The sequence below is a fragment of the Allobranchiibius sp. GilTou38 genome, assembly GCF_017565325.1.
Lineage (GTDB): Bacteria > Actinomycetota > Actinomycetes > Actinomycetales > Dermatophilaceae > Allobranchiibius > Allobranchiibius huperziae.
The window spans coordinates 585,857-608,492 of the sequence record NZ_JAGEKN010000006.1 but is presented as its reverse complement, the minus strand read 5'-3'; the positions used below and the strand labels follow the sequence as shown (position 1 = coordinate 608,492).

At 67.4% G+C, this 22,636-nt stretch carries 18 protein-coding genes; all 18 read left to right on the top strand.

The features are described from left to right. Positions 1-91: 91 nt before the first annotated feature. The 18 genes from JOB34_RS08000 (at position 92) to JOB34_RS07915 (ending at position 22,156) form a co-directional block, all read left to right on the top strand. The gene (locus JOB34_RS08000; protein WP_208052183.1) at positions 92-3,439 is read left to right on the top strand and encodes a serine hydrolase; all 3,348 of its coding nucleotides are present in this window, start codon (positions 92-94) and stop codon (positions 3,437-3,439) included. Between the two features lie 53 nt (positions 3,440-3,492). Beyond that, positions 3,493-4,971: an amidohydrolase family protein gene (locus tag JOB34_RS07995; protein ID WP_208052182.1), complete on the top strand. Its 1,479-nt coding sequence runs from the start codon at positions 3,493-3,495 to the stop codon at positions 4,969-4,971. Positions 4,972-5,387: 416 nt separating this feature from the next. Then, a complete protein-coding gene (locus tag JOB34_RS07990) occupies positions 5,388-6,383 on the top strand; it encodes a sugar ABC transporter substrate-binding protein (RefSeq protein WP_208052181.1) in 996 nt (331 codons plus the stop codon). A gap of 94 nt (positions 6,384-6,477) precedes the next feature. After that, positions 6,478-7,968 carry a sugar ABC transporter ATP-binding protein gene (locus JOB34_RS07985; protein WP_208052180.1) on the top strand — a complete coding sequence of 497 codons (1,491 nt, stop codon included), beginning with the start codon at positions 6,478-6,480 and terminating at the stop codon, positions 7,966-7,968. Continuing rightward, entirely contained in the window at positions 7,965-8,951 is a 987-nt protein-coding gene (locus tag JOB34_RS07980) for an ABC transporter permease (RefSeq protein WP_208052179.1), read from the top strand. The genes JOB34_RS07985 and JOB34_RS07980 overlap by 4 nt, the downstream gene beginning before the upstream one ends. Further along, positions 8,948-9,973 (top strand): ABC transporter permease, encoded by a 1,026-nt coding sequence (locus JOB34_RS07975; protein WP_208052178.1) that lies wholly within the window; start codon positions 8,948-8,950, stop codon positions 9,971-9,973. The genes JOB34_RS07980 and JOB34_RS07975 overlap by 4 nt, the downstream gene beginning before the upstream one ends. Further along, entirely contained in the window at positions 9,970-11,391 is a 1,422-nt protein-coding gene (locus tag JOB34_RS07970) for an amidohydrolase family protein (protein WP_208052177.1), read from the top strand. Before JOB34_RS07975 ends, JOB34_RS07970 begins: the two co-directional genes overlap by 4 nt. Continuing rightward, positions 11,391-12,200 (top strand): SDR family NAD(P)-dependent oxidoreductase, encoded by an 810-nt coding sequence (locus JOB34_RS07965; RefSeq protein ID WP_208052176.1) that lies wholly within the window; start codon positions 11,391-11,393, stop codon positions 12,198-12,200. The genes JOB34_RS07970 and JOB34_RS07965 overlap by 1 nt, the downstream gene beginning before the upstream one ends. Beyond that, positions 12,197-13,246: a Gfo/Idh/MocA family oxidoreductase gene (locus JOB34_RS07960; protein ID WP_208052175.1), complete on the top strand. Its 1,050-nt coding sequence runs from the start codon at positions 12,197-12,199 to the stop codon at positions 13,244-13,246. The genes JOB34_RS07965 and JOB34_RS07960 overlap by 4 nt, the downstream gene beginning before the upstream one ends. A gap of 106 nt (positions 13,247-13,352) precedes the next feature. Continuing rightward, positions 13,353-14,507: a helix-turn-helix domain-containing protein gene (locus JOB34_RS07955; protein WP_208052174.1), complete on the top strand. Its 1,155-nt coding sequence runs from the start codon at positions 13,353-13,355 to the stop codon at positions 14,505-14,507. A 182-nt stretch (positions 14,508-14,689) separates the two neighbouring features. After that, positions 14,690-16,087, top strand: coding sequence for an amidohydrolase family protein (locus JOB34_RS07950; protein WP_208052173.1), 1,398 nt, complete (start codon positions 14,690-14,692; stop codon positions 16,085-16,087). Next, positions 16,084-17,013 (top strand): NAD(P)-dependent oxidoreductase, encoded by a 930-nt coding sequence (locus JOB34_RS07945; RefSeq protein WP_208052172.1) that lies wholly within the window; start codon positions 16,084-16,086, stop codon positions 17,011-17,013. The genes JOB34_RS07950 and JOB34_RS07945 overlap by 4 nt, the downstream gene beginning before the upstream one ends. A 101-nt stretch (positions 17,014-17,114) precedes the next feature. After that, positions 17,115-18,224 carry an LLM class flavin-dependent oxidoreductase gene (locus JOB34_RS07940; RefSeq protein ID WP_208052171.1) on the top strand — a complete coding sequence of 370 codons (1,110 nt, stop codon included), beginning with the start codon at positions 17,115-17,117 and terminating at the stop codon, positions 18,222-18,224. Continuing rightward, a complete protein-coding gene (locus tag JOB34_RS07935) occupies positions 18,221-18,796 on the top strand; it encodes a carboxymuconolactone decarboxylase family protein (protein WP_208052170.1) in 576 nt (191 codons plus the stop codon). Before JOB34_RS07940 ends, JOB34_RS07935 begins: the two co-directional genes overlap by 4 nt. Further along, on the top strand, positions 18,796-19,542 hold the full coding sequence (locus JOB34_RS07930; protein WP_208052169.1) for an alpha/beta fold hydrolase: 747 nt from the start codon (positions 18,796-18,798) through the stop codon (positions 19,540-19,542). The genes JOB34_RS07935 and JOB34_RS07930 overlap by 1 nt, the downstream gene beginning before the upstream one ends. 12 nt (positions 19,543-19,554) lie before the next feature. Next, positions 19,555-20,703 carry a flavin reductase gene (locus JOB34_RS07925; RefSeq protein WP_208052168.1) on the top strand — a complete coding sequence of 383 codons (1,149 nt, stop codon included), beginning with the start codon at positions 19,555-19,557 and terminating at the stop codon, positions 20,701-20,703. Between the two features lie 41 nt (positions 20,704-20,744). Continuing rightward, on the top strand, positions 20,745-21,518 hold the full coding sequence (locus tag JOB34_RS07920; protein WP_208052418.1) for a CoA transferase subunit A: 774 nt from the start codon (positions 20,745-20,747) through the stop codon (positions 21,516-21,518). After that, on the top strand, positions 21,515-22,156 hold the full coding sequence (locus JOB34_RS07915) for a 3-oxoacid CoA-transferase subunit B (protein ID WP_208052167.1): 642 nt from the start codon (positions 21,515-21,517) through the stop codon (positions 22,154-22,156). Before JOB34_RS07920 ends, JOB34_RS07915 begins: the two co-directional genes overlap by 4 nt. Positions 22,157-22,636 lie beyond the last annotated feature (480 nt).

The following is a 22,636-nucleotide window of genomic DNA, read 5'->3' as shown; positions in this document are numbered from 1 at the left end:
CGATTCTCTCGTCACATGTGCCAAGCATCGGCGCCGGGTTTGGTCGGATCGGATGAACAGCCGGCCGGAGGACGCGGGCACGCTGTACGCCATGACGCGGCGCCTTCGCCTGAGCGATCTGGCGGCTCTCCAGCTGCCCAGTTCCCCGACTCTGTCCGCCGACGGTCGGTCGGTCGTCTACGTCCTGCGGACGACCGACCCCGTCGCGGACCGTGACGACCATCAGCTGTGGTCGGTGCGCGAGGACGATCACGGATGGGGCCGGCCGGTCGCACTGACCGACGGGCGCGACGACACCGCGCCGTCCATCGCACCGGACGGCAGATCGGTGGCGTTCCTGCGTGGCCGCCCTGAGCCGCAGCTGTATCTGGCTGGGCTGGACGGGAGCGACGTACGCCCGGTGACGGCGCTGCGCGACGGGGCGGGTGCACCCGTATGGAGCCCGGAGGGGGACCTCATCGCGTTCGTGGCTCCGGTCCGCCCCGACGGCGTCGAACCTGATGCGGACGCTCCGGTCGTCGTGACCCGGCTGGGCTACAAGAGCGACGGTGACGGATTGACGGGATCTGTCCGTATGCATCTGCACTTGCTCGATCTCGCGACCGGCGACGTGCGACAGGTGACCCATGGGGACTGGGATGCCGGCGACCCGGCCTGGTCCCCGGACGGCACGAGATTGGCATTCACCGCCGCTCCGCGACAAGATGCGAACCGCACGTCGTACCCCCAGCCCTTCGTCCTGGAGCTGACCGCCGATATGCCACCTCGGCGGATCGGACCCGGCACGGGTGTCGCGGGTCCGTTGCTGTGGAACGCCGACGGAGACGCTCTTCTCGTCGCCGGACAGACAGCACCCCACCTCGGTCACACGGCGCTGCTGGTGATGTCTCTCGGCCCCGCCGACCAGGACCTCGACCTGACCGCGTCACTCGACCGCAACGTGATGCCGGGTGGACCCGGGTATCCGGGTGGGCGGCCGCAACTCCGTACCGGTGGCCACGAGGTCGTGTTCTGTATCCGGGACCACGGCTGTTCGCAGGTGTACGCGGCGCAGGTCGACGGCTCGGGGGCGCCACGACCGGTCCTGGCAGATCCGCATGGCGTGGTATCCGGGCTCGCTGTGTCCAGGGACACCGACCGGGCCGTCGTGGTCCTCGCGAATCGCTCCACCTACGGCGAGATAGCGATGGTTCCGCTCGCCGGGGGCGACCCTGTCCTGCTGACCCGCCACACGGCGCGCAGCATGCCGGACGTGGAGCTGCTGGAACCGCAGGCACGTACCTTCACCGTGCATGACGGCGCCGCGGTGCACGGGTGGCTGCTGCGCGACCCGGACACGTCACCGCCGGGTCCGATGCTCATCGACGTGCACGGCGGCCCGCACAACGCATGGTCGCCGGTGCCTGATCCGGCACACGCCTACCACCAGGTCCTGGCGGCGCACGGCTGGACGGTGCTCCTGCTCAATCCGCGGGGTAGTGACGGGTACGGACAGGACTTCTGGAGTGGCGCCGCGTTCGGCTGGGGGACAGCTGATGAGCGGGATCTGCTCGATCCGCTCGACGAACTGGTCGCGGAGGGGTTCGCCGACCCGGCGCGGGTGGCCATCGCCGGCTACAGCTATGGCGCCTATCTGACCTGCTGGCTCACGGGCCGGTCCGACCGGTTTACCTCGGCGGTGGCCGGCGGTGTGGTGGCGGACCTGACCAGCCTGTGGGGTACCAGCACGGAGGGCCTGGTGCTCGGAGAGCAGGAATGGCCCGACCCCTTGACCCAGCCGGGCGAGCTGACCGCCATGTCGCCGTGGGCCAATGTGGCGCACGTCAACACCCCGACCCTGCTCCTGCAGGGCCTGGCCGACGAGGCCTGCCCGCCGGGTCAGGCCGAGCAGTGGTTCGCCGCACTGCGCACCCGGGGTGTCCCCACCGAGATGGTGCTCTATCCGGGGGGTTCGCACCTCTTCATCCTGAACGGGCGGCCATCACACCGCATCGATTACAACCGCCGACTCATCCAATGGACGGAGCACCACATGACCACCCACACCGCGCCCTCGCGTCTGGACCAGCAGCACTGGGCCGGACGCCTCGAGGAACTCGCCGCACGCCACCACGTGGTGGGCGCGACCCTGGCGATCCGCCGGGTGGACGAGGGCGGCGAGGACGAACTCGTCGAGGCCGCGACCGGTGTCCTGAACAAGAACACCGGCTACCCGGTCACCACCGACTCGGTCTTCCAGATCGGCTCCATCAGCAAGGTGTGGACCACCACCATGGTCATGCAGCTGGTCGACGACGGTCTCCTCAGCCTCGACACCCCGGTCGTGGAGCTGCTACCCGGCTTGGAACTGGGGGACCAGGACGTCGCCCAGAAGGTGACGATGCGCCACCTCCTCACCCACACCAGCGGCATCGACGGTGACGTGTTCACCGACACCGGACGCGGCGACGACTGCCTGCAGAAGTACACGGACGGCTTGCGCGACGTGGCGCAGAACCACCCGCTGGGCGCGACGTTCTCTTACTGCAACTCCGGATTCGTCCTGGCCGGTCGGATCATCGAGGTCCTGACCGGCAAGACGTGGGACGCCGTCCTGCGGGAGCGGATCATCGAGCCGCTGGGTCTGACACACACCTCGACGCTGCCGGAGGAGGTCATCCTGGAGCGTGCCGCGATCGGACACATCTCCCCGGAACCCGAGCAGGAGACGCGGGTCGTGCCGACCTTCCTCCTACCTCGCTCCCTGGGTCCCGCGGGCTTGATCAACGCCACCGCCGCCGAGGTCACCCTGTTCGCGCGGATGCACCAGGTCGGCGGAACCGCACCGGACGGCACCCGCGTGCTCTCCGCGGACTCGGTTGCGCAGATGAAGTCCCATCAGGTGGACCTCCCCGAGAAGTACACCCTCGGCGACTCCTGGGGCGTTGGATGGATCCGGTTCGACTGGGACGGCGAACGGCTCTACGGCCACGACGGATCCACGTTCGGACAGAACGCGTACCTGAAGGTGCTGCCGTCCCAAGGGCTCTCCGTCGCCCTGCTCACGAACGGAGGTCACACCACCGACCTGTACAACGACCTCTACCGGGAGATCTTCGAGGAGGTCGCCGGCGTGTCCATGCGTGACCAGCTCACCCCTCCGGCGGATGCGCCCCAGGTGGACCTGTCGTCCTACGTGGGCACCTACGAACGCAGCTCGATCACCTCGGAGGTCTTCGAACGCGACGGGAGCCTGGTCATCAAGGTAATCCCTAGTGGCTTTGCCGCCGAGGCATCCGGGTCCACCGTGGAGGAGATGACGTTGCAGCCGGTGGAGCAGGGTCTCTTCGTCACCCGGCCTCCCGGCCAGGAGAGCTGGCTGCCCGTGTTCTTCTACGACCTGCCCGACGGGAGCCCGTACTTGCACTACGGCGCCCGGGCGCAACCGAAGGTCAGCTGACCGGGCGCGGACCGACATCCGGTGGTGAATCACGGCGTGGAAGGTGGACGCTCATGACGACGACCCTGCTGCAGGGCGGCACCATCATCGACCCGGCCACCGGCAGCGAGATCGTCGGCGATCTCCTGTTGTCCGCTGGGAGGGTGGCAGCGGTCGGGGCGCATCTGCGACCACCCGACGACGGCGAGACGATCAATGTCGCCGGGATGGTCGTGGGCCCGGGGTTCGTGGACCTGCACAGCCACGTGCACACGGTCGCCGGCCAACGGCTGCAGGCGATGGACGGCGTGACGACCTCCTTGGATCTGGAATCCGGTGTCATGCCGCTGGCCCGGGCGTACGCGGAAGCAGCCGCACAGGGCCGTCCGCTGAACTACGGCTTCTCGGCGTCGTGGGGTGACGCGCGGGGCCAGGTGCTGGCCGGCGTGGCCCCTACAGCCAGCATCCACCAGTCGCTGTCGCTGCTGTCGGACCCGGCCTGGCAGGGGTCCTCCACACCGGCCCAACGAGCCGCGTGGCTGGATCTCCTGCGCGACGAACTGGCCGAAGGGGCACTGGGTATCGGGATCCTCATGGGGTACGCCCCGTACAGCGACCCGGAGGAGTACCTCGCCGTGGCCCGGCTGGCGGCAGAGGCGGGCGTGCCGACGTACACGCACGTGCGCGAACTGGTCGAGGCGGATCCGAGGACGCCGATCGACGGCGTGGAGGAGGTCGTGCGTGCTGCGTCCGAGACCGGAGCGGCGATGCACCACTGTCACGTCAACAGCACCTCCCGGCGACACATCGACCGGGTGCTCGCCACGTTGTCCCGGGCACAGGAGCAGGGGTCGAGGGTGACGGTGGAGAGTTACCCGTACGGTGCGGGAAGCACGGCGATCGGTGCCGTGTTCCTGGCGCCGGAGCGCCTCGGCGCCTGGGGGCTGAAGCCCTCGTCCCTGGTGCTGCTCCCGAGTGGTGAACGCATCGAGAACCAGGCACGGTTGCGTCAGATACGGGCGGACGCACCTGGTACGGCCTGCGTCGTGGAGTTCCTCGACGAACACGACCCCGACGACCAGGACAGACTGACCGCCGCGCTCGCTTATCCGGACAGCATCGTGGCCAGTGATGCCATGCCGGTGCTCTGGTCGGACGGGACGTGGGAGACGACCAGGTGGCCATTGCCGGAAGGCGGTTCCACCCACCCACGCACTGCGGGCACCTTCTGCCGCTCGCTGCGGATGATGGTGCGCGAATCCGGACGTTGGAGCTGGCCCGAGGCCTTCCGTCGCTGCTCCTACCTCCCGGCCCGCGTCCTCGACGACGCCGCACCTGCCGCCCGGGCCAAAGGTCACCTCGGCGTCGGGGCGGACGCGGACGTCGTCGTCCTCGACCCGCACCGGGTCACCGACATGGCCACGTACCTGATGCCGACCGCGACCTCACGCGGAGTGCAACAGGTCTTCGTCAACGGCGAAGGGGTGGTCCGGGACGGACACCTGCGCTCCGACGCATTCCCCGGCCGACCCCTACGCGCCGAACCCCGATAGTCGCGCGACCACCTCTCGGCGCCGCAAGCGCTGACCTGAGGACCGTCGGCGGGCCCGACCGTCCGCCGGGAGCGCCGGCGTCGATCCACCCGCGTATCAAGCGTCTGAGGGTGCCGGCGGACGCCTGACCAGGGACGACGTCACCGATCAGTACAACCACTGCCGGTCGGACTGGCGCCGCGAGCGGGATCCGGGAGGCACCGATGACGGATCCCGTCATCCACCCCATGCTACTTCACGCACTGCGCCAGTGTGTCGCCGATCACACCGGGCTGTAATGACCACGCAACCTAGTGGCGATCGTCACACATGAGACAGGTAGGTAGACACGCATGGTCAGAATCCCCACTCCAGTGAGTGTGACGAGGAAGAACTCGCCCGGTGGTACGTCGATGGCGACACGGGCCGCAGCTGGGGTGGCTGTGATCACGATGTTCGGGCTGGCCGGGTGCGGGTCCAGCTCGTCGGGCTCCACAAAGTCGGCGGCAGGCGGCGCCAGCTCCGTGGCAGGCAAGCAGGTGACCCTGGTTCATTGCGGTGACGTCAACCCGTGGTGCGCGGTGTACAACAAGACAATCATCAAGGGCCTCCAGGCGAAGGGGGTGAAGGTCACATATCTGCAGGACCCGTTCGATGTCTCCCTGGAGATCCAGAACCTCCAGTCGGCGATCGCCTCGCACCCCAATCTCATTCTCGTGTCTCCGACGGACGACGATTCGCTCGTGCCGTCGTTGCAACAGGCCAAGGCTCAGAACGTGCCGGTCATCATCGACAATTCCCGGCCGGCCGCCGCTGCGGTGAACGACGTCAGCGCGACGATCGACGCAGATCAGTCGTCGCTCGGCACCTACGCTGCGCAGAACATCGTGGAGGGCCTCAAAGCAGAGGGCCGCACCAGCGGGAACATCATCGCGATCACCGGTGCCGACGCCACCGCCACCAGTGGAGACCGGATGACCGCGTTCAAGGCTGAGCTGGCGAAGTACCCCTCGTACAAGCTGGTCGAGGTGAAGAACGGCAACTGGGACCCGGCGCTGACGGGGAAGATCGCCTCCCAGCTCTTCGCCCAGTACCAGAGCAAGGGCGGCATCCAGGCGGCCTACGGCATGGCGGACTACATGGCCAACGCCGTTATCCAGAGCGCGCAGCAGGCCGGTCTGCCCCTGGGGGTGGCCAAGAAGGGCCTCATCGTCACGGGAAGCAACTGCTTCAAGGTCGGGATCGACAACATCCAGTCCGGCAAGCAGTTCGGCACGGCTACCCAGGCCCCCGACGCCGAGGGCCAGTTCGTCGTCCAGTGGGCGCTGAAGTTCCTGCAGGGAGACAAGATCCCGAAGACGAACCTGAACAAGGAGTACCGGGTCACCGACAAGAACGTCGCCCAGTACGCAGCTGCCTGTTCCAAGGCGTAATCGCCCCACCGTCTCGAAGGCAGGGCGCGCGGGTGGTCACGCGCGCCCTGCCACCACCTCCACCGATTGAGAGCTGTACACAGTGGGCCCAGATATGCGCCTTGAAGTCTCGGACATCAGCAAAAGCTACGGCGCGGTCCGAGCGTTGTCCGGAGTGTCCTTCGACCTGCGACCCGGAGAGGTCCATGCCCTGCTGGGTCACAACGGGGCCGGCAAGAGCACCCTCGTGAAGGTCCTGGCGGGCCTCGTTCAGCCAGACTCCGGCACCGTCACGATCGACGGCTCAGTCGTAGAGTTCAGCAACCCACGCGAGTCGCAGACGTGCGGGGTGGCGTTGGTTGATCAGGAACTGAGCCTGGTCCCCACGCTGACCGTCGCGGAGAACATGTTGCTCGGGTCCCACCGCGGATCGCGCGTGAAACCCGACGGTCTCCGGCGCATCCTCGATTCGCTCGGTCTGCAGACGGTGCCGCTGGGCCGGCGCGTGTCCGAGCTCACCCTCGGCGAGCAGCAACTGGTCGAGATTGCACGAGCCCTGAGCCGCGATGCGCGCATCCTGATCCTCGACGAGCCCACGGCCACGTTGAGCGACCACGAGATCCAGATGGTGTTCAAGGCCGTACGCGCCATGGCCGCCGACGGTCGTTCGATCATCTACGTGTCGCACCGGCTGGGCGAGATCCTGGACCTGTGTCAGCGGGCCACGGTGTTCCGTGACGGTCGATGCATCGGCACGCGTTCCGTGGCGGAGCTCGATCGTGGCTCGCTGGTCGAGATGATGCTGGGACAGCTGCCCGATCTGGACAAGCCGGCGCGCCCCGCCGACGGCGAGCGACCACCGGTCTCCATCGTAGTCGAACACCTGCATGTCGAGCCGCGCGTCGCCGATGTCAGCGTCTCGGTGGCGCCGGGCCAGATCGTAGGTCTCGCAGGGCAGGTGGGGTGCGGAGCCAGCGAGGTTCTGCGAGCCCTGGCCGGGCTGGAGGCGGGTGCGTCGGGCTCGATGACCGTCGACGGTGTGCAGGTGGCCCTCGGGAGTCCGTTGCGCTCCGCGCGTCACGGGGTCGTCTACACCACGAGCGACCGCAAGTCCGAGGGCCTCTTCCTCAGCCACTCGATCGCTCGCAATCTGGTCGCCACTCGACTCCCCACGCTCGCGACCACCGGGGTCATGAGCTCCTCCCGCGACGCCGACGCGGTGTCGACCTTGCTGCAGCTCACGGGGATCCCGGCGGATCGTCGTCGGCAGCCGGTGGGCACCCTGAGCGGTGGCAATCAGCAGAAGATCATGATCGCCCGATCCCTGCTGAACACCTCCTGCCGGCTGCTGCTGCTGGACGAACCGACCCGCGGAGTGGACGTCGGCGGTCGCGCCGAGATCCATCAACTGGTGCGCAGCGCCGCCGCGGCGGGGACCTCGGTCATCTTCTCCTCGACCGAGTTGGACGAGGTCCTCGAGCTCGCCGACACCGTCGTGACGATGTTCGGAGGACGGGTCGTCGACACCCACCCCAGCGATCGGCTCACGCCGGCGAAGGTCCTTGCGGACATGACGCACGGCCCGGCGGCAGGAGCAGTCGCATGAGCACGTCCACCTCCGTCAAGCCGGCGCTCGTCCCGTCACGGAGCACCCGGTCCTTCCTGAACCCGCGATGGTTGCCGATCATCGTGCTGGCGCTGGTCCTGATCGTGTTCTCCACCCAGACCCATGGGTTCTACTCGCTGGACAACGCCAAGGTGGTCATCAACTCTGCCTCCATTGTCGGCATCATCGCCGTGGGCGTGACGGCCATCGTCCTCGGCGGTCGGTTGTTCTCCCTGTCGGTGGGTACGACCGTCGCGATTTGCGCGATGTTCTTCCTGTACTCGTTGCGGGTCGGCATGGTGCTGGCCATCCTCCTCACGCTCCTGCTGGGAGTCGTCGTACTGGCGCTCCAGGGCTGGCTGGTCGGCCGGCTACGCGCCAACCCCATCATCGTGACCATCGGTGCCGGGGCTCTTCAGGAGGGCGTCGTCACGTGGGTGACAGGTGGTGTCTCGGTGTACCCGCCTGCCCACGGTCCCAGCTACGGCTTCCTGGCGGCACCCCTGTTCGGACTGCCCTTCCCCGTCTACGTCTTCGTGGTCGTCGCCGTCTTGGGCGAGATCGTCCGGCGGCGCACCGTGTTCGGTCGTCAGATCATGTTGATGGGGGAGAGCCTCCCGGCGGCCCGAGCGAGCGCACTGCCCATCACACGTCTCACCACGATGGCGTTCGCCGCCGCCGGTCTGACGGCGGCGGTGGCCGGAGTCCTGCTCGGAGCCTTCAACCAGAGCGGCACCCTCACCACGACCGGCACGCTCACGTACGACTCCATCGCGGCGGTCCTGGTCGGCGGCACCGCCGTTACCGGCGGCACGGGTTCGGTGCTCCGCTCCGCGGTGGGGGCCCTCGTCATCGCGGCGATCGAGGACATGCTGCTGTTACGCGGGTATTCCTCTCCCGTCGCGCTCCTGGTCCTCGGAGTCATCGTGGCGTGCGTCGTCGTCGTCAATCATCTGACCCGCCGAGCGAAAGAGGCATCGTGACCGCCACAGCGCAGGGGCATCCCGCCGGGATCGGGCACAGCATCCGGGCCCACGGAGCTCCTCTGATCTTCCCCGTGCTCATGCTCATCGCACTCTTCGTCGTGCCGCCCCTTCGGAACGTCCCGGTCAACTCCTTCAGCGTGTACAACGCCCTGCAGAGCTTCGCGGCACTGGGACTCGTGGCACTGGCACTCGGCCTGACGATGATCGTGGGCGAGTTCGACCTCTCGGTGGTGGGAACGTACGCGCTGGGAGGGATGATCGCCGTGAAGTTCGGCGTGCACCACCCGGTCCTCGGCATCCTCTGCGCACTGCTCGTGTGCGCGGCGTTCGGGCTCGTCCAAGGGCTGCTTGTGGCACACCTCGGCATCAACTCGATGGCCGTGACCCTGGGTGGCTATCTCGCCAGCCTCGGTCTCACCGGGACCATCTCGAACAACAAGAGCATTCCGTTCTCCAACTACGCCTTCAGCGGCCGGTTGAATCAGCCCATCGCGTCCATCCTCTCCCTGAAGATAGTGGTGGCGCTGGTGGCCATGGCCGTCGTGGCGGTGGTGGTGATGGGGACGACCCTGGGGCGCAACATGCGCGCCACGGGCGGTGGTCGGCGTGCCAGCCGTACGGCAGGCGTACGGGTCAATCTGATGGTGGTCGGCGCCTTCGTGGCCTCCGCAGTACTGTCGGCCCTGGGCGGCTCGCTGCAGAGCTTCGGCGTCGCGACCGCCACGGCCAACCCGGGGCTGTCACCGCTCATCTTCGCTGTCACCGCAACCCTGCTGGGAGGTATCGCGCTGAGCGGTGGACGCGGCAATCCGCTGGGCATCATCGCCGGTGGTATCGGTCTGTGCTTCTTCGCGCAGTTGTTCACCACCCTCGCGAGCCCGCAGTACACCGTCAGTCTCCTGACGGGCGGCCTGCTCATTGTGGTGACCGTCTTCAGTACGACGAACACCGCCCGTAGGGCCCAGCTCCTCAGATCCCCCCTCGTCACGCGACTCAGAACGAAGAAAGCGACGTCATGAAGAAGACGCTGATCACCAATGCCTACGTCATCACCATGGACAGGGAACGTTCGGTGCTCTCGCGGGGGCAGGTGCTGCTGGGCGACGACAAGATCCTGGCTGTCGGGCACGGCCTGCCGCAGGACGACGCGGAGATCATCGATGCCCGCGGCGGCATCGTGATGCCCGGGTTCGTGGACAACCACCGCCACATGTGGCAGACGAACTTGCGCGCCATGCTCACCGACTGGACCCTGCACGAGTACATGCGAGGGATCCGGTTCAGCATCTCGCCGGTTCTGCGCGCCGAGGACATCGGCGCCGGCAACTACATCGGAGCGCTGGAGGCTCTGAACGCGGGCGTCACCACGGTGTTCGACTATTCCCACAGCAACAACAGTCCCGAGCACGCATCGGCGGGTGTGGAGGCGCTCCTGGAGAGCGGGATGCGAGCCGTGTACGGCTACGGACTGGTGCCCGCGCCCGTGGACCACCCGGCCTTCACCTCGGTGGACGATCGCATCAAGGACGCCCACCGCATCCACGACGAGTACCTGTCCTCCCCGTCGGCACTGGTCACGATGGGCATGGCGCTGACCGAGACGGGTCTGATCCCGTGGAGTTCCTCGGTCAAGGAGATCACCGCAGCTCTCGACATGGGAGTGCCGCAGTCCATCCACAACAACAACTACTTCGGTGTCACCGTCTCGCAGGGAGTGGCACCCATGCACGAGGCGGGTCTGCTGTCGCCCAGCCAGATTCACGTGCACTGCAACACCAGCACCCCCGACGAGTTCAGGTACCTCGCGGATGCCGGGTGCACGATCGTGTCCACGCCCGACACCGAGATCCAGATGGGGATGGGTCACCCGGTGTTCAACGAGGCCAAGGCCGCCGGAATCCGGTCGACGGTGGGCTGCGACATCATCACGCTGAACGGCGGTGACATCGTCGGTCAGTTGCGCCTCGGGCTGCAGGACGCCCGGGTGCGCGTCAACGACTCGTTCAACGCCCGACGCGAGATGCCGCTCCGGCTCGAGACCAGTTCGATGGACGCGCTCGCCTGGGGGACCATCAACGGCGCCGAGGCGCTCGGCCTGGGATCGGTCACGGGTAGTCTCGAGGCCGGAAAACAGGCGGACGTCCTCATCATCAGCGGCGACAGCCCCACCATGTGGCCGATCAACGAGGAGCCGGGGATGGTGGTGTTCCACTCCCACCCCCAGGACATCGACACCGTCTTCGTCGCCGGAAAGGCCGTCAAGAAGGACGGCCGCCTCGTCGGTGTGGACTACGACGCCGCCCGCCGTCGTGCGGAGGAGTCGCGCGACTGGATCATGGATGCCGTGATGCGCACCGCCGGGATGGTGCTGCCACCCGAGGAGAGCATGTCCCTGATCTCGATGGAACAGACCGCCGTCGCGAACATGGCCTGCTGATGGAGACGACGACGATCCCAGCCAACGTCCCCGACCGATCAGCGCCCGGCAGTCTGGCCGGTCGCGTTGCCCTCGTCACCGGAGCGGTGAGCGGCATCGGGGCCGCTATCGCCGAGACGTTCGCCGCCCAGTCCGCCCACGTCATCATCACCGGTCGGCGGCTGGCGGAGGGCGAGGCCATGGCGCAGCGGCTGCGGGGCGACGACGCCGACGTGCAGTTCGTCGGCGGTGACGCCAGCGACGAGGCGCAGGTCGCGACGCTCATCGAGCACTGTCGTGCCGTGTTCGGGCGTCTCGACATCGTGGTGAACAACGCCGGTGTCGCTCCGGCCGGACCGTTGGAGGACATGGCGCTGGAGGAGTGGAACTACCTCCTGGCCTGCAACCTGACGAGCATGTACCTGGTCACCAAGCATGCCGTCCCGCTGTTGAGGCAGTCCCCGAGCGCCAGCATCATCAACCTGGGCTCCACCTTCGGGATGGTCGGGGCGGGAGGCTCCGCCGCCTACGCCATGACCAAGGCCGCGGCGATCAGCCTCAGCAAGTCCCTGGCGCTGGAGCTGGCGCCCGATCGCATCCGCGTCAACGCGCTGTGCCCCGGCGCCACTCAGACGGAGTTCCTCGACGGGTGGGCGGAGGCCACGGGCGACCGGGCGGCCACGATGCAGTGGCTCGTCGACCACCACCCGTTGGGTCGTCTGGGCACACCTCAGGAGCAGGCCGACGCGGCCTTGTTCCTGGCATCGGACGCCTCGTCGTTCATCACGGGCCACGCACTTCTCGTCGACGGTGGGTTCACAGCGCAATGACGGACACGACATCGACCGCGCATCGCACACCCGACGCTTCCCGAGAGCCCGTCCCCGTCGCGGTCGTCGGTCTCGGCTGGTGGGGAAGCACCATCATCGACGGCCTGCAGGACAACGAGCACTTGCGGGTGATCCGCGGGGTCGACGTCGATCAGGAGCAATGCGCTCGGGTGGGGGATCGGTTCGGCATCCCGACGACGTCCTCCCTCGCCGACGCTCTCGAGGACGACGAGGTGCGCGCCGTCGTTCTGTGCTCGCCGCACCCGCTGCACCTGGAGCAGATCGTTCAAGCGGCCGAGGCCGGGAAACACGTGTTCTGCGAAAAGCCGTTCTCGGTGAACTCCGGGGACGCTCGTACCGCACTGGCCGCGATCAAGGCAGCGGGCGTCGGTGTGGGGATCGGGCACGAACGCCGCTTCGAGCCCGCCGTCCAGCAGCTGCAGAACGATCTGCGCACCGGTGTGTTGGGCGTTCCCCTCGTGTTCGAAGGGAACTTTAGTCAGGACAAGTTCCTCAGCCTGCCTCCGGACAACTGGCGTCTGTCCTCGTCGTTGGCGCCGGTGGGGCCGTTGTCGGCCACCGGGATCCATCTGGTTGACCTGGCGATCAGCATGTTCGGCGCTCCCGCGGAGGTGCACGCACGGCTCGGCACCTTGGCCACCGGATTCGCCAACGGTGACACCCTCGTGGTCACCATCGGCTTCGAGTCCGGGTCCACCGCCGTCATCACCGCGGTGCTGACCACCCCCTTCATCGGCCGCGTGTGCGTGATGGGCTCGGAGGGGTGGACGGAGATCAGGGACCGCAACCACCCGGAGAAGTCCATGGGGTGGGACGTCACCACGGTCCTGCGTGGAGGAGAACCTCGGGCTGAGTACTTCCCACCGTTCCCGTCCGTCGTCGCCAACCTGCAGGCTTTCGCGGACTCGGTGAACGGCGGGGCGTCGTACCCTGTGGCGACGTCCGACATTCAGCTCAACGTGGACACGTTCGAAGCGATCTCGCGATCCGCGGCGAGCGGGAAGCTCGAACGACTTCGTCGGTAGGACAGGGGGATCCATGGAACTCGCCGATCATTTTCCGGGCATGGAGGGCGAGTCGGCGCTCCCCGAGTGGGCCCGTCGAGCTGTCAAGTCGCACGACACGGGTCCGATGCGACGAGCCATCGTCGACAAGTGCGCCTCGGCGGTGTTTCGCGAGAACATCGACGACGCGGTCTTCCTGGAGGCGTTGGAGGCGAGTGTCAGTGAGAACGCGCAGGCGTTACGGGACGTCCTGGCCGGACAGTTGGACCTGGACGACATCCCGCTGACCCACCGGCTGCGATTCACGGCTCTGGAGGCCGAGGTCCGGGTCGAGCAGGCGTCCCTGCAGCGCTCGTACCGCATCAGCTTCTTCCTGCAGGGGCAGGAGTGGTCCCAGGTCGTCGCGGCCGAGGCCCAGCGCCTCGAACTGTCCCGGGACGATGCCGTCGATGCGCTGACCACGCTGGCGATCGTCGTCCAGGCCTACTCCGACGCCGTGATATCCCGGATGGCCCAGGATCTCGCGCGATCCGAGGACGCCCTCAACAGATCGAAGGCGCACGTGCAGCAACGTCTCGTGCGCGACCTGCTGGAGGGGCGCGAGGCCGGACTGTCGCCGGCCGATCTGATCATCCTCGGATACGCGCTCGATGCGTCGCACCTGGCGATCCTGCTCCCGTACACCCCCCAGGGCCTGGCGAACCAGCTCCTGGTGGGGTTGCGAGAGGCCGTCCGCCCCAGCGGGAGCCTGGTGTACCCGGTCCGTCTCGGCTGCTCGGCCATCTGGCTCGGATCACCGAAGACCTGGTCGGACGAGCGGATCGGTCGGGTGGTGGCGACCCTGCGGAAAGCTGGGGTGACCGCCTGTCTGAGTGAACCACGGCCCGGGACCACAGGCTTCTGCAAGGCCTACCAGCAGGTGCGCCAGGTCGAATCGCTGGAGGCCGGGTGGTCCGATCGCACCACGCCCACCGTCGTGCAGTACGCCCAGCTGCGCCTGGAGGTCCTGCTGATGCAGTCCCCGGAGCTCGCGCAAGAGTTCCTGGACCAGGAGCTGGGCGCGCTCGCCGACAGCAGCCTGGAGGCCGGCAAGCTGCGCGACACGATCGAGGCGTCGTTCAGGCTGGGCAGCCATGTGGCCGCCGCGAACTACCTGCAGCTGCACGAGCACACGGTTCGCAACCGGTTGCAGAAGGTGCAGGAGATCCTGGGCGCCTACCAGGATCGGCGTACGGAGATCCTGGTGGCCCTTCGTCTGCGCCGGATGCTCGCCACCCGGTGACCGTGCTCGCCCGACGGGAAGAGGTCGCGCCGCGGCCGATCGACGTCAGTGACGGAGACAGCGAACCAAGGCATAACGGATGCTGTCAGTCGGGTGAGGGTTTTTCCCACCTCGCGCCAATGTGCCCGGGCGGGTCGCGGGCTTGAATGTGATCCAGGTCATGTCAAGCGAAGGAGCCGCAATTGTCCGACCACCGCATTCTCATCCAGAACGCCACGGTGCTGACCGTCGACCCGAACCTGGGCCAGTTGGACCGTGCCGATGTCCTGATCGAAGGATCTCGCATCGCCGCGGTGGGTCACGGCCTGGATGCCACCGACTGTGAGGTCATCGACGCCACCGGCCACATCGTCATGCCGGGATTCGTCGATTCGCACCGGCACCTGTGGCAGTCGCTCATCCGCCACATCGGTTCGGACTGGACGCACGGTCAGTACCTCACCGGGGTGCACCTCGGCCTGAGCGGCGACTTCCGCCCGCAGGACACCTACCTGGGCAACCTCTGGGGTGCCCTGGAGGCGCTCGACAGCGGGATCACCACCCTGCTCGACTGGTCGCACAACATCGACACGCCGCAGCACGCGGATGCCGCCGTCGAGGCACTCGTCGCCTCGGGGATGCGGGCGGTCTTCGCGCACGGTGGGGGCGCCTCGATGTGGAATCTGCCGAGCACGGTGCCCCACACCCACGATGTGATGCGTATCCGCGATCAGTACTTCTCGTCGACGGACCAACTTGTGACAATGGCCTTCGCTCTGCGGGGCCCGCAGTTCAGCGTGCCGGACGTCGCTCACGCCGACTGGGCCCTGGTCCGCGAATCCGGCTTGCGCGTGACGGTCCACAACGGGGACGGTGAGTGGGGCAAACGACGACCTGTCGCCTGGATGCACGACAACGGCATGCTGAACGACACCGTCACCCATGTGCACTGCAGTTCGTTGTCTCCTGACGAGTTCCGGATGATCGCCGACTCCGGTGGCACCGCGTCGGTGTCGGCCGATGTCGAGGCCCAGATGGGTCTGGGCTGGCCGGCGACGGGCCGGTTGCTCGACGTCGGAGTGCGGCCCTCGCTGTCGGTCGATGTATGCGTCTCCAACGGCGGCGACATGTTCAACGCCATGAAGGCCACCATCGGGATCCAGCGTGCGCTGGACAACGCGGCCGAGGAGCGCCCGGGCGAGCAGGACGCCGTACGTCTGTCGTGCAGCGATGTCATCGAGTTCGCGACCCTGCAGGGTGCTCGCGCACTGGGACTGGACACGGTCACCGGCAGCCTCACCCCCGGCAAGGACGCCGACCTCATCATGGTCAGGGCCGACGGCTTCGCCATGACGCCTCTGAACAACCCGGCCGGCGCGCTGGTCTACTCCGGTCACCCCGGTCTCGTGGACAGTGTCTTCGTGAGGGGCCAGGCCGTGAAGCGGCACGGTCGGCTGTTGCATCACGACATCGACCAGATCAAGACCCGGGTGCTGGCGGCTCGTGACTATCTGTTCGAGGCGGCCACGGCCCGCCCGTCCACCGCGGACGCCCATCTCGGCGGTAGTTGGACGCCGGGCATCCATAAGGTGCAGCGATGACACCCGACAGCGCAGGCGCGCACGACCCCGATGCGCGGGTCGTGGGGTTCGTCGGCCTGGGGGCCATGGGGGACCCCATGTCGCGCAGCCTGGCCGACGCCGGATGGAAGGTCCTCGGGTACGACGTGAACGCGGCTGCCGTCGCGCGTCATCGCGACCGCGGTGGTCACGTGGTGGACGATCTCGCAGACCTGCCGCGGGCGACGCGAGTGGTGGTCACCTCGCTACCCACCTTCGACGCCGTACGTGCGGTCGTCGATTCCCTGGGATCGGCCGCCCGGGACCAGGCACGGAGTCTGGTCATCGTGGAGACCAGCACTCTGGCGCTTCGCCAGAAGGAGGCACTGCGCGATCTGGCCGCACGCTACGGCTGCGCGCTGCTCGACTGTCCGGTGAGCGGCACCAGTGCTCAGGCCGAACGCGGCGACCTGGTCGCCTATCTGGCCGCTTCCGAGGAGGAGGCGGTCGTCCTCGCCACCCCCGTGGTGCAGGCCATGACCCGAGCGGTGCACGACGTGGGGGAGTTCGGCAACGGCACTCGGATGAAGCTGGTCGCCAATCTGCTCGTCGCGATCCACAACATGGCCGCAGCCGAGGCCCTTCTACTCGCGCAACGCGCCGGCCTCGATCTCGATCAGGTCCTGAAGTCCGTCGGTGACGGCGCGGGCACGTCGCGGATGTTCGAGGTCCGGGGCCCGTTGATGGCGGCCGGCTCCTACGACCACGCGACAGCCAGCGTGCAGGTCTTCCAGAAGGACCTGCTCGCGATCCAGGAGATGGCGGGCGATCTGCACAGCCCGACGCCGCTGCTGTCGGCCACGGCCGTCTTCTACGAGATGGCCGCAGCCCAGGGGCGACTTCAGCAGGACACGGCATGCGTCTTCGCTGTCCTGGAGCAGTGCCTGCAACCACAGAACATCAACTGAACCGCACCGATCGGACCGGTCGTCGTCGAGAGAGCGGCGACGGTCACCTCGTCAGGGTCCTTCGGACCCACCCACCGTCACACTCCTGAGAGAGACACCACATGAAGCTCGGCTATTTCGCCATGCCCTTGCACCCTCACGGTCGCACGTGGCAGGAGACCCTCCACGAGGACCGCACGGCCGTCATCCTGGCGGACAGCCTCGGCTACCACGACGCGTTCATCGGCGAGCACCTGACCGACGAGCACGAGAACGTCACCAACAGCCTGCTGTTCCTGGCGACCCTCATCAACGAGACGAGCCAGATCCGGCTGGGCACGGGTACGACGAACCTGTCCCACCAGCACCCGGTGCTGGTCGCCGCGAACTCCGCCATGTTCGACCATCTGAGCAACGGTCGCCTCATCCTCGGTGTGAGCCCCGGGGCCCTCGCATCGGATGCCGAGGTGCTCGGCATCCTCGACGAGAACCGCAACAAGATGTTCGCGGAGGCGGTCGATGTCATCACCGCCGTCTGGGAGTCCGAGCCCCCCTACGACATCGATCTGCCGGACAACCGGTTCAAGGTGTCGACACGGCAGACCATCGACCAGAACGTCGGGGTCGGCGTCCTTCCCAAGCCGCTGCAGCAGCCGCGCCCCGAGATCGTGGGGACCGTCGTGGCCCCGTTCTCCAAGGGGGTCATCGAGATGGGACGCAAGGACTTCCACCCCATGTCGGCCAACTTCCTGCTTCCGCAGTGGGTCGCCACCCACTGGCCGAACTACGTGCAGGGCAAGACCGATGTCGGCGTCACCGCCGATATCGCGGACTGGCGCGTGGCTCGCACCATCTTCGTCGCCGATACGCACGAGGAGGCCGTCGCCTACGCCAAGGTGCAGGAGGACAGCCCCTACCGCTTCTACTACTCCCAGATGCTCAAGAAGATGCGCAAGCTCGGCCGGTTGGAGCTGTTCAAGTCCTCCAGGGAGCAGCCGGACGACGAGGTGACGCTCGAGGGCATCCTCGACGACCTCGTGATCGCCGGGACGGCGGAGGAGGTCGCCGAGCAGCTGGTCGAGTTCAACGCTCAGGTGGGCGGCTTCGGAGAACTCGTGTACGCCGGAATGGACTGGGTCGACGAGGGTCTGGGCCGCCGTTCCATGGAACTGATGGCGACCGAGGTCATGCCCGCGGTGAACGCGGCCATCGGCGACGTGGAGCCGCGATGACCGTGGGTCCCGACCGGTTGCCGATGCCGCCGACCGAGGTGCTCTCACCCGAGCAGGCCGATGCCGTCGACGAGATCGTCGCCGGGCCGCGGGGTGCGTTGGTCGGTCCGTTCGTGCCGATGCTGCGGGCCCCGCAGTTGATGACCCGCGTCCAGCGGGTGGGGGAGTACCTGCGGTACTCCAGTTCGCTGGACGACGACCTGTTCGAGCTCATCGTCCTGCTGGTCGCACGGCACTGGGACCAGTCCTTCGAGTGGGGGCACCACCACCCGCTGGCGCTGGCGTCGGGTGTGCCCGCGTCGGTGGTCGAGGACGTCGAGTCCGGTCGTGCCCCGTCCGGCGGACGACCCGAGATCGCGCTCGTGGCGCGCGCCGTCACGTCCCTGCTTGGCACCGGTCAGGTCGATGACCAGACCTACGACGAGATGGAGCGCGCCATGGGCGATCAGGCCCTGGTGGAGGCGGTCGCGACGGTCGGCTACTACACCACGTTGGCGCTGGTCATGAACGTCGCGCGGACGCCCGCCCCGTCCGACGCTCCCGCCCTCTCGGCACGCTCGAGCGACCGGTGATGGGACCCGCGCCCCTGGTGCTCCTGCATCCGCTGGGGGTGGACCACACCTTCTGGGACGCCGTTCTGCCGCACCTCGGCGGGCGTCCGGTGGTGGCGCTCGACCTTCCCGGCCACGGTACGTGCGCGCCTCTTCATCGCGGCGCGGACGTCGCGCAGCATGCGGAGGCGGTGGCCGCCGAGCTGGCCCGTCGTGGGATCGCGCAGTACGACCTCGTGGGGGTGTCCCTGGGAGGGCTCATCGCCACGGTGCTTGCGGCGACCCGGACGACGGAGGTCAGCAGCGTCACCATCGCCGATGCGGTCGACGTCTATCCGCCGGCCATGCAGGAGATGTGGCGCGGACGCGCCGTCGACGTTCGCGCCTCGGGCGTCGCACCGATCATCGAGCCGACCCTCGCGCTGTGGTTCACCGATGCCTTCCGCACCTCCGGGTCCCCGCAGGTGGACGCCGTTCGGTCCCGGCTGAGCTCCACCGACACGGAGGGATACGCCCGGGCGTGCGAGCTCCTGGCGGCCGTGGACGTGTCCGAGTACGTCACGCGTATCACCTGTCCGTCCTGCGTGATGTGCGGGACGCAGGATGCGCCGCCGTTCCGCGACGCGGCGACACGACTCGCTCCCGCGCTGGGTCACCCCACCCCGACGTGGATGCCCGGCGGTCACGCTGCTGTCATCGAACACCCCCAATCCTTCGCGCAGGCCCTGCTGACCTTCTTGCCGTCGGTCCCGTCGTACGACAAGTGATCGGAGACACCCATGACGACACCCACCGATGAGAGCCCCGAGGGGATCGATCCCCGTGAGTTCCGCCGGGTCGTCGGCCACCTCGCGAGCGGGGTGACCGTCGTGACCACCCAGCTGGACGGCGTCCGGTACGGCATGACCGCAAGTTCGGTGACATCGCTGTCCTCGGACCCGCCCATGATGCTCGCGTGCCTCAACAACGCCGTTCCCACGTCCGGCGCGGTTGCGACGTCCATGCGATACGCGATCAACGTGCTGAGCGAGTCTCATGGCCGGCTCGCCCACCAGTTCGCGGTCCCCAGCGACGACAAGTTCGCCGGGGTGCAGGTCACCTCGGGCGAACTGGACCTGCCCCTCATCTCCGACGCGTTGGCGACGATCGAATGCGTCGTCTCCGAGAAGGTGGTCGGAGGCACCCACTCGGTCTTCTTCGGCGATGTGGTCTCGGCGAAGACGGGGTCAGGGCAACCCCTCACCTACTACAAGGGTGGTTTCGGGCGCTTCGAATTCGCACGCGACGACCAGATCTACCGCACCGCGCGACAGAAGGTGCTCGACCGGGACTACGCATCCGGCGACGTCATTCCCCTGCTCGAACTGGCCGGCGCCCTCGAGGTGGATGAGTCGGGCGCGTTCTATGCGTTGACCCGACTGGCTGCCGACGGGCTCGTACGCCGGGATCCGGCGCTGGGTTACGTGGTCACCCCGTTCGATCTGCGGACGTCGGACAGTACTTTCGACGCTCGCCTGATCATCGAGCTGGGCGTCATCGACCAGATCGTGGGGCGAGTCCCCCCTGCGCGGTTGTCCGCCCTGCGCGAGCATTTCGAGCAGATGGCCGCGTTGCTGGTGGACGACCGATTCGTCGACTTCGACGCGTACCTGGATGCGAACTATCTGTTCCATCAGACCCTGGTCGAACTGGCGGAGAACGTCGTCCTGACTGCAACCTTCGGCAGCCTCGCCATCAAGCAGGTCATGACGAAGAGTTTCGGGTCGACCCCGGTCACGTCGCAGAGCTTCATCGACGCACAACGGGGCATCATCGAGGGTCTGGAGGCCGGCGACGGGACCGCGGCGAAAGCCGCGGCGGCCCAGTACACCGATCTGGCGAAGAGACGCGCCATGGAGATCATCGAACTGCGTGGTGGACAACTGTGAACACTGCGACCTCGCCGAAGTCTCCGTCTGTCGGACACGGCCTGGACAAGGTCTGGTCCAGCGCGGGCGAGGCCGTCGCCGACATCGCGTCCGGTGCCACGCTGGCGGTCGGCGGTTTCGGGCTGTGCGGCGTTCCCGTCGTCCTGATCGAGGCCGTTCTGATGTCCGGCATCGACGATCTGCAGGTCGTCTCCAACAACTGCGGAGTCGACGACTGGGGATTGGGTCGGTTGCTGATGGCCAAACGGCTACGACGCGTCGTGGCGTCGTACGTGGGGGAGAACAAGGAGTTCGCCCGGCAGTATCTCGGTGGGGAGTTGGAGGTCGAACTGACTCCGCAGGGCACCCTGGCAGAGCGGATGCGTGCCGGCGGTTCCGGGATCCCGGCGTTCTTCACTGCTACCGGGGTCGGAACCCAGGTCGCGGACGGCGGGCTGCCCTGGCGTTACGACTCCCGGGGTGAGGTGGCCATCGCCTCGCCACCGAAGGAAGTGCGGTCCTTCCCCACCGAGCACGGTGCACGCGACTTCGTGCTGGAGGACGCGATCGTGGCGGACGTCGGGTTGGTGCGCGCGTGGAAGGGCGACCGGCACGGCAACCTCGTGTACCGCGATTCAGCGCGCAACTTCAACCCTCTGGCTGCGATGTGCGGCCGGCTGACGATCGCGGAGGTGGAACATCTCGTCGAACCCGGGCAGATAGACCCCAACGACGTGCAGACGCCTGGCGTGTACGTGCACCGGGTCGTCGCGCTCACCTCCGAACAAGCCGCCGACAAGCGCATCGAGAAGACGATTGTGAGGCAACCTGCATGAGCTGGTCACGCGATGAGATGGCAGCTCGAGCCGCAGCGGAGCTGGTGAGCGGGTCGTACGTGAACCTCGGCATCGGATTGCCGACGCTCGTTCCGAACTTCGTCGGCGATGACGTGGAGCTGGTGCTGCACAGTGAGAACGGGGTGCTCGGCGTCGGTCCCTACCCTCTCGACGGGGAGGTCAACCCGGATCTGATCAATGCCGGCAAGGAGACCATCACGATACGGAGCGGAGCGAGCTACTTCGACTCAGCAGCCAGTTTCGGGATGATCCGCGGTGGCAAGATCGACGTCGCCATCCTGGGCGCGATGCAGGTCAGCGCGGAGGGTGACATCGCGAACTGGATGATTCCTGGGAAGATGGTCAAGGGGATGGGCGGTGCGATGGACCTCGTCCACGGCGCCAAGCGAGTCATCGTCCTGATGGAGCATGTCGCCAAGGACGGCTCGCACAAGATCCTGGACCGCTGTTTCCTGCCGCACACCGGTCTCCGGGTGGTGCAGCGGATCATCACCGACCTGTGCGTCATCGATGTCACCGAGACCGGGCCGCGGGTGGTCGAGGTGGCCCCGGGTGTCTCGATGAGCGAGGTGAGGCTCAAGACCGGTTGTCCCATCGAGGGCCCGAGTTTGTCCTGAATCCATGCGGCGAGTCTCTGACGGGTTGTGCAGCCGCTGCTTCGAGCAGCATATCGGCTAGGGGCAGTCCAGCCCTACACCGCGAAGGCTGCCGAGCAGGCCGTCGCTCACCCGGACGAGCGAGACCTGTTCCTGTGCCATCCGTGGGATGACTGGGAGGGCAGTGCGGAGGAGTTGCATGACCACCTAAAGACCAGCGGCACCTTCTACGAGTTGCTGCCGGTGTACGGAGCTGACCAGGAGCCGTGGGCCGTCAGAGTCGCCACCGACTTCATCGACAGGATCGGCGACCGGTTGTCCTTGATCGTGGGTGTCGGCCCGACAGCGCTGCATGCTGAAGGGCTCGCGCACGCCCGGCAGTACGCCGATCGGACCGTACGGGTGCTGCGAGAGCTGGGCGGCGCCCCTCGGGTCGCCCAGCTGTCTGATCTCTACATCTCGTCGCTGCTGTCCGAGCTGCGGGACCAGGTCGCGGTCCGC

Coding starts and splice junctions, on each gene's coding strand:
- JOB34_RS07945 (WP_208052172.1), top strand. CDS start 16,084: ATGACACCCGACAGCGCAGGCGCGCACGACCCCGATGCGCGGGTCGTG.
- JOB34_RS07995 (WP_208052182.1), top strand. CDS start 3,493: ATGACGACGACCCTGCTGCAGGGCGGCACCATCATCGACCCGGCCACC.
- JOB34_RS07980 (WP_208052179.1), top strand. CDS start 7,965: ATGAGCACGTCCACCTCCGTCAAGCCGGCGCTCGTCCCGTCACGGAGC.
- JOB34_RS07915 (WP_208052167.1), top strand. CDS start 21,515: ATGAGCTGGTCACGCGATGAGATGGCAGCTCGAGCCGCAGCGGAGCTG.
- JOB34_RS07955 (WP_208052174.1), top strand. CDS start 13,353: ATGCGACGAGCCATCGTCGACAAGTGCGCCTCGGCGGTGTTTCGCGAG.
- JOB34_RS07960 (WP_208052175.1), top strand. CDS start 12,197: ATGACGGACACGACATCGACCGCGCATCGCACACCCGACGCTTCCCGA.
- JOB34_RS07925 (WP_208052168.1), top strand. CDS start 19,555: ATGACGACACCCACCGATGAGAGCCCCGAGGGGATCGATCCCCGTGAG.
- JOB34_RS07985 (WP_208052180.1), top strand. CDS start 6,478: ATGCGCCTTGAAGTCTCGGACATCAGCAAAAGCTACGGCGCGGTCCGA.
- JOB34_RS08000 (WP_208052183.1), top strand. CDS start 92: ATGACGCGGCGCCTTCGCCTGAGCGATCTGGCGGCTCTCCAGCTGCCC.
- JOB34_RS07965 (WP_208052176.1), top strand. CDS start 11,391: ATGGAGACGACGACGATCCCAGCCAACGTCCCCGACCGATCAGCGCCC.
- JOB34_RS07940 (WP_208052171.1), top strand. CDS start 17,115: ATGAAGCTCGGCTATTTCGCCATGCCCTTGCACCCTCACGGTCGCACG.
- JOB34_RS07935 (WP_208052170.1), top strand. CDS start 18,221: ATGACCGTGGGTCCCGACCGGTTGCCGATGCCGCCGACCGAGGTGCTC.
- JOB34_RS07970 (WP_208052177.1), top strand. CDS start 9,970: ATGAAGAAGACGCTGATCACCAATGCCTACGTCATCACCATGGACAGG.
- JOB34_RS07930 (WP_208052169.1), top strand. CDS start 18,796: ATGGGACCCGCGCCCCTGGTGCTCCTGCATCCGCTGGGGGTGGACCAC.